Below are 13,561 nucleotides of genomic sequence, written 5' to 3' on the forward strand. Positions count from 1 at the left end.
GCGCCACCCCGTGACCGGGCCCCGGGCCCGGCCGCCGCGACGTCGCGGCGCGGTCGGCCGGGCCGGCTCGGGCACTCGGTGGGCGGGGTCCGGGGTCCGGGGCCCGGGATCAGCGGCAGAGGACGGATTGGAGGACGTCGGCCAGGACCCGCTCCGGTTCGCGTTCGGCGCCCTCGGCGCGCCAGGCGATGAAGCCGTCGGGGCGGACGAGGACCGCGCCCTGGGGGGTGGTGCCGTGGAGTTCGGTCCAGTCGGTGCCGGGGTCGGGGGTCAGGTCGTGGGTGGGGTCGAGGCCGAGGCGGTAGGCGGCGAGGGGGATGTCGAGGCGGTCGGCGACGCGTAGCGCGGCGCCGTGCCAGGCGGCGCCTTCGGGGCCGGTGAGCAGGACGCAGGTGCGCTCGTACAGGTCGAGGGTGGACAGCCGGAGGCCGTCGCGGTCGACCCACAGATGGGGGGCTCGGCTGCCGGGTTCGCCGCCCGCGGTGAAGCGGTCGGGGACGGCGGGGGTGGCGGGGTCGGCGCCGAGGACCGCGTCGGAGGCGTAGCGGTAGCCCATGGCCACCGCGAGCACATCGCGCTGCGGGCCGCCGGTGGACGGCGGCGGGGTGTAGCCGGGGTGGTTGTGTTCGGCGGAGCGCGCGGCGGCGCGGGCGCTGGTGGCCACGGCGACCGGCTGGCGTTCGACGCCGTAGGTGTCCAGCAGCCCGGGGCCGGCCCAGCCGCCGAGGACGGCGGCGAGTTTCCAGGCGAGGTTGTGTGCGTCCTGGATGCCGGTGTTGGAGCCGAAGGCGCCGGTGGGGGACATTTCATGGGCGGAGTCGCCGGCGAGGAAGATCCGGCCGTCGCGGTAGCGCTCAGCCACCCGTTCGGCGGCGTGCCAGGGGGCCTTGCCGGTGATTTCGACCTCCATGTCGAGGACGCCGGTGGCCTTGCGGATGTGTTCGGCGCACCGCTCGTCGGTGAAGTCCTCCAGGGTCTCGCCGGTCTCGGGGTGCCAGGGGGCGTGGAAGACCCACTGTTCGGCGTTGTCCACCGGGAGCAGCGCCCCATCGGCGGCCGGGTTGGTCAGATAGCAGGCGATGAAGCGGCGGTCGCCCACGACATCGGCGAGCCGCTTGGCGCGGAAGGTGATGCTGACGTTGTGGAACAACTCGCCGCGGCCGGTCTGGCCGATGCCCAGGCGTCTGCGTACGGAGCTGCGGGGGCCGTCGGCGGCGATGAGGTAGTCGGCGCGCACCACGGATGTACGCCCGGACTCCCGGTGCTGGACGACGGCGGTCACCCCGTCGGCGTCCTGCTCGAAGGAGATCAGTTCGGTGGAGAAGCGCAGCTCGCCGCCCAGCTCCTGGGCGGTCCGCAGCAGGACCGGTTCAAGGTCGTTCTGGCTGCACAGACACCATCCGGAGGGGCTGAGCCCGCGCATGGCGCCGCCCGGGTCGATCTCCCGGAAGAGCCAGTGGTGGTCCACTCCGGTGAGGGATTCGGCCTGCAGGATGCCATGGTTGCCGGCCAGGACGGACGCGGCTTCGCGGATCGCGGACTCCACTCCCGCGGTCCGGAACAACTCCATGGTGCGGAGGTTGTTTCCGCGCCCGCGCGGGTGCGTGGAGGTGCTCGCGTGTTTCTCCACGAGCAGGTGTCCGACGCCCAGACGGCCCAGGAAAAGTGAGGCGGACAGTCCCACCAGGGATCCGCCCACGACGAGTACTGGCACACGCTCATCGACATGGGGATTCATCTCGCTGCTATTCCCGGGGTTTTGGCCCTGGTCAGGTGTCTGGCGAGCCCCTTCGCCCGGATGGCTCACATATCTCGCGGCATCCGTGGGAGCGCTCCACGATCGACTAACGGGCGCCGCGTCCGGCGAAGGACGCCCCCGGAGGAGGAGTCGAACCTATGAGCACCCTGCCCAAGACTTCGCGGCCCGCGAAGTCCGCGACGACGACCGAGCCCCCGCCTCGGCCTTCCACGCTCACCGACGCCCGGCTGCGTGTGGTGTTGCTGGTGTCGGTCCACGCGGGCGCCGAAGAGCGTTTCCTGCATGCCTACGAGCAGTTGTCCCAGCAGGTGGCCGCGGTCCCGGGCCACATCAGCGACCAGTTGTGCCAGTCGATCGAGAACCCCTCGCAGTGGCTGATCACCAGCGAGTGGGAGAGCGCTCCGCCGTTTCTGAGCTGGGTGGAGAGCCCCGAGCACCGCGAGATGGTCAAGCCCCTCCACGGATGTGTGGAGGACACCCGGTCGCTGCGGTTCAGCGTGCTGCGGGAGACCTTCTCGGCCAAGGAGGCGGCCGGCCGCCGCGCCGCGCCCCGCGTACAGCTGGCCCCGCGGGTCGGCGACGGACTGGTGCGGCACGCCCTGACCTTCACCGTCAAGCCCGGCAGCGAGCAGAGCGTGGCCAAGATCCTGGCCGACTACGCTGCGCCCGAGGCCCGCGTGGACGAGAACACCCGGCTGTGCCGCACCTCGCTGTTCATGAGCGGCAACCGTGTCGTACGGGCGGTCGAGGTCAAGGGCGATCTGGTGGCGGCGCTGCGCCACGTGGCCAGGCAGCCTGAGGTCCGTGCGGTCGAGGAGGCCATCAACCCGCATCTGGAGGAGGACCGCGACCTGGACGACCCGGAGGCCGCGCGGGACTTCTTCATGCGGGCGGCGCTGCCCGTGGTGCACCACCTGACGGCGGACCCCAGCCGCCCGCCGAATCTCCGGCGCCACATGCTGCTCTACCCGGTCAAGGAGGGCTGCGGCCCGGCGGTGGCCAGTCTGCTGGCCCGTCAGGACGACCTGGCGGTGACCAGGCCGAAGGCGGCGATGACGTCCGACGGCGGCGAGGGGCAGCCCACGATCGTGAGCAGCACGGTCTTCCAGCGCGACGACATCGTCGTGCGCATGGTGGACATGGACGCACCGCTCGACCGTGATCTCGCGGTGGCGGCCGGGGTCAGCGGGCAGCGCGCGGCCGCGGTGCTGGGCCGGCTCCTCGACGCCCGGCTGCTCGACGCCGGGGCGGGCGGCAAGAAGAAGATCGATCTGTCGAGCGAGGCCGGGCTGCGGCGCTTCCTCACCGACTGCGACATGGAACCGGTCACCGACCGCCGCGCGGCGGATTACTGACACTCCCCCTCCCAAGCCCGTACTTGCCAACCCCCACCCACTCTCCGTCGTGCGCGGCGGCCGCGCCGCCTTCTGGAGGCCATTATGACCACGCAGTCCCACCTCATCGTCGACCTGTCCGCGGTCGCCCCCAACCGCCGTCGCGGCGGCGATGTGCGCGCCATGCTCACCCCGACCACGGTGGGCGCCACGAGCGGTTTCATGGGCATGGCCGTCGTGCAGCCCGGCGAGCGCGTCACCGAGCACTACCACCCGTACTCCGAGGAGTTCGTGTACGTGGTGTGCGGTGAGCTGGAAGTGGACCTGGACGATACGGCGCATCCGCTCCGTGCCGACCAGGGGCTTCTGATCCCCATCAACATGCGCCACCGGTTCCGCAACGTGGGCGACACCGAGGCCCGGATGGTCTTCCACCTCGGCCCGCTGGCCCCGCGCCCGGAGCTGGGCCATGTGGACACCGAGACCGCCGAACCCGCCGAGGCGGCGTCGTGACCCGACGGGTGGTGGTCACCGGGCTCGGTGTCGTCGCTCCCGGGGGCGTGGGCGTCCCGGCCTTCTGGGACATGCTCACCGCGGGCCGCACGGCGACCCGCGGCATCACGCTGTTCGATGCCGCGAGGTTCCGCTCGCGGATCGCCGCCGAGTGCGACTTCGACCCCGTGGCCTGCGGGCTGACGGCCGAGCAGATCGAACGCTCGGACCGGTATGTGCAGTTCGCGCTGGTGGCCGCCACCGAGGCGATGCGGGACGCGGGGATCGAGCCCGACGGGTCCGGAGCCGAGGACCCGTGGCGGATAGGCGTGTCGATGGGTTCGGCGGTGGCCGCCTCCACCCGGCTGGAGCAGGACTACGTCAAGGTCAGCGAGTCCGGCGCGCGCTGGGACGTGGACCATCGGCGGGCGGGCCCGTATCTGCACCACGCCTTCTCGCCGAGCGCGCTGGCCTCCGGCGTGGCGGAGCTGGCGGGCGCCCACGGGCCGGTGCAGACCGTGTCGACGGGCTGTACGTCGGGTCTTGACGCGATCGGGTACGCCTTCCAGACGATCGAGGAGAACCGGGCCGATGTGTGCGTGGCGGGGGCGGCGGACACCCCGGTCACCCCGCTCACCGTGGCCTGCTTCGACTCCATCAAGGCGACCTCGACGAACAACGACGACCCGGCCCACGCCTCCCGGCCGTTCGACGCCCACCGCGACGGCTTCGTCCTCGGCGAGGGCGCGGCCGTGCTGGTCCTGGAGGAGCTGGAGCACGCCCGGGCCCGGAGGGCCCATGCGTACTGCGAGTTCAAGGGGTTCGCCACCTACGGCAACGCCTACCACATGACCGGTCTGACCCAGGAGGGCCTGGAGATGTCCGAGGCGATCAACCATGCGCTCGGCCACGCCCGCATCGACGGCACCGAGATCGACTACGTCAACGCGCACGGCTCCGGCACCAAGCAGAACGACCGGCACGAGACGGCCGCGGTGAAGCGGTCGCTGGGCGCCCACGCGTACAAGACGCCGATGAGCTCGATCAAGTCGATGGTGGGGCATTCGCTGGGGGCGATCGGCGCGATCGAGCTCGCCGCCTGCGCCCTGGCGCTGGCCCACGGCGTGGTCCCGCCGACCGCGAACTACGAGACCCCGGACCCCGAGTGCGACCTGGACTATGTCCCGCGCACCGCGCGCGCCCTGCCGCTGCGCAATGTGCTGTCGGTCGGCAGCGGGTTCGGCGGCTTCCAGTCCGCGGTGGTACTGAGCCGGGCGGGGGGTCCGAGATGAGCGTGTCTTGGCGGGCTGTGCGGGCTGGACTGAGGAGCCGCGCAGCGACGAAGGAGCGAGCAGTGACGAAGGAAGCCCGCGCGTGGAAGCGCGCCAAGACTGAGCGGGGTGGAGGCGCGTGAGTGCCCGGGGGGCGGTGGTGACCGGGCTCGGGGTCATCGCGCCCAACGGCGTGGGCACCGACGCCTTCTGGAAGGCCACCCGGGAAGGGATCAGCTTCCTGGACCGGCTCACCCGCGAGGGCAGCGAGAACTTCCCGGTGCGGGTCGCCGGCCAGATCCGTGGCTTCGACCCGGCCACGATGATCGAGGAGCGGCTGCTGGTCCAGACCGACCGCTTCACCCATATCGCGCTGGCCGCGGCCGACCTCGCGCTGGAGGACTCGCGGCTGCCGGTCGACGACCTGTCGCCGTTCGCCGTGGGCGTGGTCACCGCGGCCGGTTCCGGGGGCGGCGAGTTCGGACAGCGCGAGCTGCAGCAGCTGTACGGCAAGGGCCCGCGCCATGTGGGCCCGTTCCAGTCCATCGCCTGGTTCTACGCGGCCAGCACCGGCCAGGTCTCCATCCGCGGCGGCTTCAAGGGGCCGTGTGGTGTGGTGGCGGACGACGAGGCCGGCGGACTGGACGCGCTGGCGCACGCACGGCGGTCGATCCGACACGGGGCGGACGCGATCGTCGCGGGCGCCACCGAGGCGGGGCTCGCCCCGTACTCGATGGTGTGCCAGCTGGGGTGGCGGGAGCTGAGCCGGGCCCGTGAGGCGGGCCGGGCGTATCTGCCGTTCACCACCGACGCATGCGGCTTCGTACCCGGCGAGGGCGGGGCCATGTTCGTCGTGGAGGAGGAGGGGGCGGCCCGGCGCCGCGGGGTGCCGATCCGCGGGTTCATCAGCGGCTACGGGGCGACCTTCACCGGGGCGTCCCGGTGGGAGGAGTCCCGGGAGGGGCTGGCCCGCGCGATCCGCGTGGCGCTGGACGACGCGCGGTGCGCGCCCGAGGAGATCGATGTGGTGTTCGCGGACGCGCTCGGCGTGCCGGAGGCGGACCGGGCCGAGGCGCTGGCGATCGCCGACGCCCTGGGCCCGCACGGCACCCGCGTCCCGGTGACCGCGCCCAAGACCGGCTTCGGCCGGGCTCACTGCGCGGCCCCCACGCTGGACGTGGCGGCCGCGGTGCTCGCCATGGAGCACCGCATGGTGCCGCCCACGCCGTATGTCACCGACGTCTGCCATGAGCTCGACCTGGTCACCCGCAGTCCCCGGCCCGCCGAGCCGCGGTGTGCGCTGGTGCTCAGCCGGGGGCTCATGGGCTACAACGCGGCGCTCGTGCTCCGCGGCCCGGAAGGAGATATGTGATGTCCCGTCAATTCACCCACCAGGAGTTGGCCGCGCTCATGAAGAAGTGCGCCGGCCTGACCGTCGACCCGGCCGCCCTCGCGGGGTCGCCGGAGATGACCTTCACCGAGTTCGGGCTCGACTCGCTCGGTCTGCTCGCCATCGTCGGCGAGCTGGAGAACCACTACGGCACCCCGATCGAACCGGGTGCCGAGAGCTGCAAGACCCCCAATGACTTCATCGACGTCATCAACGCCTCAATCACCGCAGGAGCATGAGATGCCCGGGCACACCGACAACGAGATCACCATCGCGGCACCGATGGACCTGGTGTGGGACATGACCAACGACATCGAGAACTGGCCCGACCTGTTCAGCGAGTACGCCTCGGTCGAGGTGCTGCGGCGGGAGGGTGACACCACCACCTTCCGGCTGACCATGCACCCCGACGAGAACGGCAAGGTCTGGAGCTGGGTGTCCGAGCGCGAGACCGCCCGCGATGTGCACACCGTATGGGCGCGCCGGGTCGAGACCGGCCCGTTCGCCTTCATGAACATCCGCTGGGAGTACGACGAGATGCCCAAGGGCACCCGGATGCGCTGGACCCAGGACTTCGAGATGAGACCCGACGCGCCGATCGACGACGCCGGGATGACGGACCTCATCAACCGCAACTCCAAGATCCAGATGGAGCTCATCCGGGAGAAGATCGAGCAGCGCGCCCGCGCCACGGTGGAGGCCTGACGATGTACCGCACCATGATCGTCGCCAAGATGAACCGGGACGCGGGGCCCGATATCGCCAAGGTCTTCGCCCACTCCGACCGGGGCGAACTGCCCGGACTGATCGGGGTCACCGGGCGCAGCCTGTTCCAGTTCGGCGATGTGTATCTGCATCTGATCGAGGCCGAGCAGCCGCCGGCCGACCAGGTCGCCCGGTACGCCAAGCACCCCGAGTTCCGTGACGTCAGCGCCCGGCTCCAGCCGTTCGTGCAGGCGTACGACCCGGAGACGTGGCGCGAGCCCAAGGACGCCATGGCGCATGAGTTCTACCGCTGGGAGCGCGACCGCGCCTGAGCAAGGCACGCCTGGACAAGGCCGGAAGGGGCCGGAAGGGACCGGAAGGGAGCACCACTGTGGTCGCGGACTGGGTGCGCTGCGAGCGCTGCGCCGACCTGATCTACGGCAAGAGGTTCGCGCGCACCCTGCGCGTATGCCCGGACTGCGGCTGGCACAGCCCGCTGACCGCGCGGCAGCGGCTGGACCAACTGCTCGACGCCGACTCCGCGGCGCCGATCGGCGAGGTGCAGCCGCTGCACGATCCGCTGGAGTTCGCCGACACCCGGCCGTACGCGGAGCGGCTGGCGGACGCGCGGGCGAAGACGGGCCTCAAGGAGGCGGTGATCTGCGCCGTGGGCCGGATCGACGACCGGCCCGTGGTCGTGGCGGCCATGGACTTCCGGTTCCTCGGCGGCAGCCTGGGCTGCGGCGTGGGCGCGCTGATCTGCGAAGCGGCCCGGACCAGCCTCGCCCGGCGCGTCCCGCTGCTGCTGATCACCGCCTCCGGCGGGGCCCGGATGCAGGAGGGCGCGCTGGCCCTGATGCAGATGGCCAAGACCGCGCAGGCGATGGCCGAACTCGACGAGGCCGGGATCCTGACGGTCTCGCTCATCACCGACCCGACGTACGGAGGCGTGGCGGCGTCCTACGCCACCCTCGCCGACGTCATCCTCGCCGAACCCGGCGCGCGGCTCGGCTTCGCCGGGCCCAGGGTCATCGAGCAGACGACCCGGGAGCGGCTGCCGGAGGGTTTCCAGACCGCCGAGTTCCTGATGGAACACGGCATGGTCGACGACATCATCCCCCGCTCCGCCCTCCGCCCCACCCTGGCCCGGCTGTTGGCCTTGGGTGGATCCGGCGTGTCGGGGCCCGGGGGCCCGGCGGCCGGGACCCCAGCGCGGGGCGCCTCCGGCGGGGCTGCGGCGGGGGCGCGCCACGCCGCGCCCCCGTACGGCGGGCCGGAGGCGCCCGCCGCCCCCCTGAGCGCGGCGGCCCGCCACCCGGACGGCGGGCCGGCGGACGCACCGGCTGGGAGGCCGAACCCCGCCTCGGCCGGCGGCCGGCACGCCACCGCGTACGGGGGACCGGACGCGGCGCGGTACGACGCGCCGGCCGGGCAGCCGGACGCCTCCGCCGGCCACCCGGGCGCGGCGGCTCACGGCGCCGTCGGCGCGGGGGCGGACGCACGGGCGGACCGGAGGCCCGCCGCGCCAAGTGGCGGGCCGGACACGGCCGCCACCACCCACCCAGGCACGGCGGCCCACAGCCTCGCCAACGCACAGGCGGGGGCGGAGCACGCCGCCCCGCGCGGCGAGCGGCAGGCCACCGCGTACGGGCAACCCCACGCGGTACCTGACGACGGGCCGCAAGCCCCCGCCGCCCCCCTCAGCGCGGCGGCACGCCACCCGAGCGGCGCGGAGGCGGAACTCCCCGCCCTGGACGGGGAAGCGGAAACCGGCCCGCGCGGCGAGCGGCGGGCCGCCGAGCGCGGGCAACCGCACGCCGTCCCCGGCGCCGGGTCGCACGCGACCGCCGCGAACCACCCGAACACGACAGCCCACGGCCCCGCCGACGCGGCGGTCGACGGGCCGCACACCGCCCCGAACGGCCGGGCGGGCGCCGCCACCACACAGGCGGAGGCGGACGCCACCCCGGGCGGCGGGCCGGACGCGGCCGGTGCAGCCCGCGCCAGGGCCGCGCGGAGCGCGGTCATGCGGGAGGTCGGGGAGGTGGCGGAGCGGGACGCTTGGGAGGGGGTGCGGGGGGCTCGGCATCCTGATCGGCCGACCGTGATGGACTACATCGGCCATATCGTCGACGACTTCCACGAGTTGCACGGCGACCGGCTCGCCGAGGACTGCCCCGCCGTGGTCGGCGGTCCGGGGCGGATCGGCGGGCTGCCCGTGATGGTCATCGGGCAGCACAAGGGCGGGGCGAGCCTGGCGGAGCGGCAGGCGCACCGGTTCGGGATGCCCGCGCCCAGTGGCTATCGCAAGTCCGCGCGGCTGATGCGGATGGCGGCGAAGCTCGGACTGCCGGTGGTGACGTTGGTGGACACGCCGGGGGCCAACCCCGGCCCGGACGCGGAGCGCAGCGGTCAGGCGCTGGCGATCGCGCAGAATCTGCGGCTGATGGCGCGGCTGCCGGTGCCCGTGGTGGCCGCGGTGGTCGGCGAGGGGGGCAGTGGTGGCGCGCTCGCGCTGGCGCTCGCCGACCGGGTGCTGATCAGCGCGGGCGGTATCTACTCGGTCATCAGTCCGGAGGGCTGCGCCGCCATCTTGTGGAAGAACCCCGAGGCGGCCCGGGCCGCCGCGGCGGCTCTGCGGCTGGACCCGAGGGAGTTGTTGCGGCTCGGGGTGGTCGACGGGGTCGTACCGGAGCCGCCGGACGGCGCCCACCGCGATCCCGCGAAGGCCGCGGCCCTGCTCGGCGACGCGCTCGTCGAGGCGCTGGGCGAGCTGGTGCCGTGGGAGGCGGACCGGCTGCTGGCGGCGCGGGCGGAGCGGTTCCGCCGCTTCGGTCTTGACACGGGGGTCCCCGCCGGGTCGGCCGGCGCACGGCTACACACCAAAAGAGGTGCATCGTGACAGCGGACAGCCACATCACGGACCATCGCGAGAACGGGCACCGGCCGGGCGCGGTCGTGCTGCCCCCGCATGCCACGCTGGATTCCCTGTGCCGCAGTGTGACGGAGCTGGCGAAGGCCGCGGACAAGCACCCGCGCCGGATCACGCTGCGGCACGGGCAGACATCAGTTGAGATGGAGTGGCCGGATCCGGCCGGGCACGAGCACGAGCCCAAGCGCGAGCACGAGCACGCACCGCCGTCCGGGCCCGCAGCGGCTCCGCCGCAGCATCCGCAGGCGCAGGCGCATCCCCATCCGCATGCGCAGGTGGCCGTGGCGGACGGGATGCGGCCGCAGGCCGGAACCCGGCAGGCGGAGGCCGGGCTGCGGTACATCTGCGCGTCGACGGTCGGCACCTTCTACCACGCGCCCGAGCCGGGCGCCCCGCCGTTCATCGGGGTCGGGGACATGGTCAAGCCGGGGCAGCCGGTCGGTGTGCTGGAAGTCATGAAGATGATGAGCACCATCGAATCGGACGCCGCCGGGCGGGTGGTGGAGATCCTGGTGCCCAACGCGCAGCCCGTGGAGTATCAGCAGCCTCTGATCGCGGTGGCGCCCGGCCCCGCCGCCGGGCCGGTGTGATCCGCGTGTTCTCCACCGTCCTCGTCGCCAACCGCGGCGAGATCGCGCTGCGTGTTCTGCGCGCCTGCCGCGAGCTCGGCATGCGCACCGTCGCGGTGTACTCCACCGCCGACCGCGACTCGGCCGTGGTCCGGCTCGCGGACGAGGCCGTGCACATCGGTCCGCCGCAGTCGAAGGCCAGCTATCTCAGCGTCCCGGCGGTCATCGAGGCGGCGCACCGCACCGGGGCGCAGGCCATCCACCCCGGGTACGGATTCCTGTCCGAGGACCCGGACTTCGCGGAGGTGTGCGAGGACTCGGGGATCACCTTCATCGGCCCGCCGGCCTCGGTGATGCAGCGGCTCGGCGACAAGGCGGCGGCCCGCGCGCTGATGGCGGAGGCGGGGCTGCCGGTGCTGCCGGGCAGTACGGGCGCGGTGGCCACGCCGGCCGAGGCCAAGGACATCGCCGGGCGGATCGGCTATCCGCTGATCCTCAAGGCGGTGGCGGGCGGTGGTGGCCGCGGTATGGCGGTGGTCCGCGAGCCGGACGCCCTGGTGCCCTCGTTCAACGAGACACGGGCCCACGCCCGCGCGGTGTTCGGCGATGAGCGCCTGTACATGGAGCGGTTCGTGGAGCATGCCCGCCATGTGGAGGTGCAGGTGCTCGCGGACCGGCACGGCAAGGTGGTCCACCTCGGCGAGCGCGACTGCTCCGTACAGCGGCGCCACCAGAAGATGGTGGAGGAGGCCCCCGCGCCGAATCTGCCCCAGGAGCGGCGCACCGCGATGTGCGCGGCGGCGGTGCGGGGCGCGGCGGCGGTGGGCTATGTGGGAGCGGGCACCTTCGAGTTCGTGCTCACCCCCGACCACGAGTTCTATCTGATGGAGATCAACTGCCGGCTCCAGGTCGAGCACCCGGTCACCGAGATGGTGACCGGGATCGACATCGTCCGGGAGCAGATCCTCATCGCGGCCGAGCAGCCCCTGACGTTCGGTCAGAGTGATGTCGTACGGCGGGGCGTGGCGATCGAGTGCCGAGTCAACGCCGAGGACCCGGACCGCGGCTTCGCGCCCACACCCGGCTCGCTGACGGAGTTCGTACCGCCCGGGGGGCCCTTCGTACGGGTGGACACGCACGCCTTCCCGGGCTGGCGGGTGGGCCCGGACTACGACTCGCTGCTGGCGAAGACCGTCGCCTGGGCGCCGGACCGCGAGCAGGCACTGGCCCGTATGGACCGGGCGCTGGGCGAGTTCCGGGTCGGTGGCGGGGGCGTACGGACCACGCTGGGGTTTCTGCGGCGGGTGCTGGCGCGCCCGGAGTTCCGGTCGGCGACGCACACTACGGGGCTGATCGAAACGATGGGCCGAAAAGATGATTCATCGTCAGCCCATTCGCGCGGCGAACGAGTGAAGACCACGGCGATCTCCACTCGGAGGGCTTACAACCGGCCCGAAAGCGGGCCGCGCCAAGTGGCAGCGGGGCCCCACGTCGCTGACGGTTGATGAGACACCTACGCGATCCCTTTATCTGGCAAATGTCAGTAATCGTGCAGGTGCCGGAAGGAATGACTCATGCGTTCAACTCGCGCACTCATCGCCGGGACGGCGCTTGCCGCATCCCTGACTCTGGGCGCCCCTGCCGCCGCGTTCGCCGCTGACGTCTCCGACCCGGGCGGCCACGGCGGCTACTCCAGCGGTCAGGAGTCTGAGGACTACGGCTCCGGCGGCTCCTGGAAGGAGAAGGAGAGCAAGGGCAAGGAGGAGTCCGACCTCGGCAAGGAGAAGGAAGAGGAGTCGGGCTTCGGCAAGGGCAAGGAAGAAGAGTCCGGCTACGGTAAGGGCAAGGAAGAAGAGTCGGGCTACGGCAAGGGCAAGGAAGAAGAGTCCGGCTACGGCAACGACGACTACAGCAAGGGCAGCTACGGCAGCGGCTACGGCAGCGGTTACGGCAAGGAAAAGGAAGAAGGCAAGGGCAAGGAAGAGCACGGCTGGGGCGGCAGCAGCTCGTACGGCAAGGAGCGCGAGCACGAGAAGCCGCACGGTGGTGTCCACACCGGTGGCGGCGGCATGGCCACCACCGGTGGCGGCATGGCGGCCGGCTCGGTTCTGCTCCTCGGTGGCCTCGGCGCCGGTGCCTACGCCCTGCGTCGTCGCAAGCCCACTGGGACCGCGATCTGAGCTGACCGCTTTTCGTAGCCCCGCTGCCGTGGCCGACACCGCTTGTGGCGGTTGGCCACGGCAGCGCCACGCTCTTTGCCGGTGGGCTCTCCACCGGCCAGAAAGGCAGAATCCATGGGCAAACAGGGCGGTGCCGACAGCAACACCCGCGTCATCCGCTGGGCCGCCGCTTCGGCCCTCATCGGCGTCTTCCTGATCTACAACTCGGTCGACGCGGCCTCCACACAGCCCTCGCAGAAGAAGCCCGCGATCTCCGGACCGACGCTCACCCCCCGCCCCCAGACGGCCGCCCCTCAGGAGGTCCGGCTCGGGCCCGCGCTGCCGCGCTCGCCCGCCAGGCATCTGGACATCCCCTCCATCGGGGTGAGCGCACCGTTCACCGAGCTGACGCTCGACCGGTCGGGGGTGCTGATCCCGCCGCCCGCCGACAACAACAACCTGGCCGGCTGGTTCAACGGTGGCCCCTCACCGGGCGAGCGGGGCAACGCCATTGTGGCGGGGCATGTGGACACCAAGACGGGCCCGGCGGTGTTCTATCCGCTCAGCTCGCTCAAGACCGGGAGCCGGGTCACCATCACCCGCGCCGACGGGATCGTCGCGACGTTCGTCGTCGACTCGGTGGAGACGTTCAACAAGGCGAACTTCCCCGACGAGCGGGTGTACGGGCAGACCCCCGACGCGCAGCTGCGCCTGATCACCTGCGGCGGTTCGTACGACCGCGCCGTCCGCGACTACACCGCCAATGTCGTCGTGTTCGCCCACCTCGACTCCTTCCAGTGGGCCTGAGCCCGCCCTGGAGAAACGCCGGATGGGGCCGGGCGGCCGGGGGGGCGCCGGGGGTATAGGGACCCGCGCCCGCCGCGGGGGTGGGGGGGTGGGGGGCCCGCGGCGCGGGGACCCGCGGGCTGAAATAAAAAAAAAGAGGGCGC

At 72.4% G+C, this 13,561-nt stretch carries 13 protein-coding genes; 12 read left to right on the top strand and 1 reads right to left on the bottom strand.

Going from position 1 to position 13,561, the window contains the following annotated elements:
- Positions 1-109: 109 nt before the first annotated feature.
- Positions 110-1,738, bottom strand: a complete 1,629-nt coding sequence (locus ACFV2X_RS21160; protein ID WP_385618493.1) for an FAD-dependent oxidoreductase — start codon at positions 1,736-1,738, stop codon at positions 110-112.
- Between the two features lie 158 nt (positions 1,739-1,896).
- On the opposite strand from ACFV2X_RS21160, the gene ACFV2X_RS21165 reads away from it, so the two are divergent.
- The 12 genes from ACFV2X_RS21165 (at position 1,897) to ACFV2X_RS21220 (ending at position 13,418) form a co-directional block, all read left to right on the top strand.
- Positions 1,897-3,114, top strand: coding sequence for a SchA/CurD-like domain-containing protein (locus tag ACFV2X_RS21165; RefSeq protein ID WP_385618496.1), 1,218 nt, complete (start codon positions 1,897-1,899; stop codon positions 3,112-3,114).
- A gap of 84 nt (positions 3,115-3,198) precedes the next feature.
- Positions 3,199-3,606, top strand: a complete 408-nt coding sequence (locus ACFV2X_RS21170; protein WP_385618499.1) for a cupin domain-containing protein — start codon at positions 3,199-3,201, stop codon at positions 3,604-3,606.
- Positions 3,603-4,877, top strand: a complete 1,275-nt coding sequence (locus ACFV2X_RS21175; RefSeq protein WP_385618502.1) for a beta-ketoacyl-[acyl-carrier-protein] synthase family protein — start codon at positions 3,603-3,605, stop codon at positions 4,875-4,877. The genes ACFV2X_RS21170 and ACFV2X_RS21175 overlap by 4 nt, the downstream gene beginning before the upstream one ends.
- A gap of 118 nt (positions 4,878-4,995) precedes the next feature.
- A complete protein-coding gene (locus ACFV2X_RS21180) occupies positions 4,996-6,228 on the top strand; it encodes a ketosynthase chain-length factor (RefSeq protein WP_385618505.1) in 1,233 nt (410 codons plus the stop codon).
- On the top strand, positions 6,228-6,485 hold the full coding sequence (locus ACFV2X_RS21185) for an acyl carrier protein (RefSeq protein ID WP_353590510.1): 258 nt from the start codon (positions 6,228-6,230) through the stop codon (positions 6,483-6,485). The genes ACFV2X_RS21180 and ACFV2X_RS21185 overlap by 1 nt, the downstream gene beginning before the upstream one ends.
- A gap of 1 nt (position 6,486) precedes the next feature.
- Positions 6,487-6,951: an SRPBCC family protein gene (locus ACFV2X_RS21190; RefSeq protein ID WP_358639688.1), complete on the top strand. Its 465-nt coding sequence runs from the start codon at positions 6,487-6,489 to the stop codon at positions 6,949-6,951.
- A 2-nt stretch (positions 6,952-6,953) separates the two neighbouring features.
- Positions 6,954-7,283, top strand: coding sequence for a TcmI family type II polyketide cyclase (locus ACFV2X_RS21195; protein ID WP_385618509.1), 330 nt, complete (start codon positions 6,954-6,956; stop codon positions 7,281-7,283).
- 59 nt (positions 7,284-7,342) lie between these two features.
- On the top strand, positions 7,343-9,853 hold the full coding sequence (gene accD / locus ACFV2X_RS21200) for an acetyl-CoA carboxylase, carboxyltransferase subunit beta (RefSeq protein ID WP_385618512.1): 2,511 nt from the start codon (positions 7,343-7,345) through the stop codon (positions 9,851-9,853).
- Complete coding sequence (locus ACFV2X_RS21205; RefSeq protein WP_385618515.1) at positions 9,850-10,473, top strand: acetyl-CoA carboxylase biotin carboxyl carrier protein; 624 nt, start codon at positions 9,850-9,852, stop codon at positions 10,471-10,473. The genes accD and ACFV2X_RS21205 overlap by 4 nt, the downstream gene beginning before the upstream one ends.
- Positions 10,474-10,478: 5 nt before the next feature.
- A complete protein-coding gene (locus ACFV2X_RS21210) occupies positions 10,479-11,957 on the top strand; it encodes an acetyl/propionyl/methylcrotonyl-CoA carboxylase subunit alpha (protein WP_385618518.1) in 1,479 nt (492 codons plus the stop codon).
- A 69-nt stretch (positions 11,958-12,026) separates the two neighbouring features.
- Positions 12,027-12,632, top strand: coding sequence for a hypothetical protein (locus ACFV2X_RS21215; RefSeq protein ID WP_385618521.1), 606 nt, complete (start codon positions 12,027-12,029; stop codon positions 12,630-12,632).
- Positions 12,633-12,746: 114 nt separating this feature from the next.
- Positions 12,747-13,418: a class F sortase gene (locus ACFV2X_RS21220; RefSeq protein ID WP_385618524.1), complete on the top strand. Its 672-nt coding sequence runs from the start codon at positions 12,747-12,749 to the stop codon at positions 13,416-13,418.
- Positions 13,419-13,561: the final 143 nt, after the last annotated feature.

The sequence above is a fragment of the Streptomyces sp. NPDC059679 genome (assembly GCF_042734105.1).
Taxonomy (GTDB): domain Bacteria; phylum Actinomycetota; class Actinomycetes; order Streptomycetales; family Streptomycetaceae; genus Streptomyces.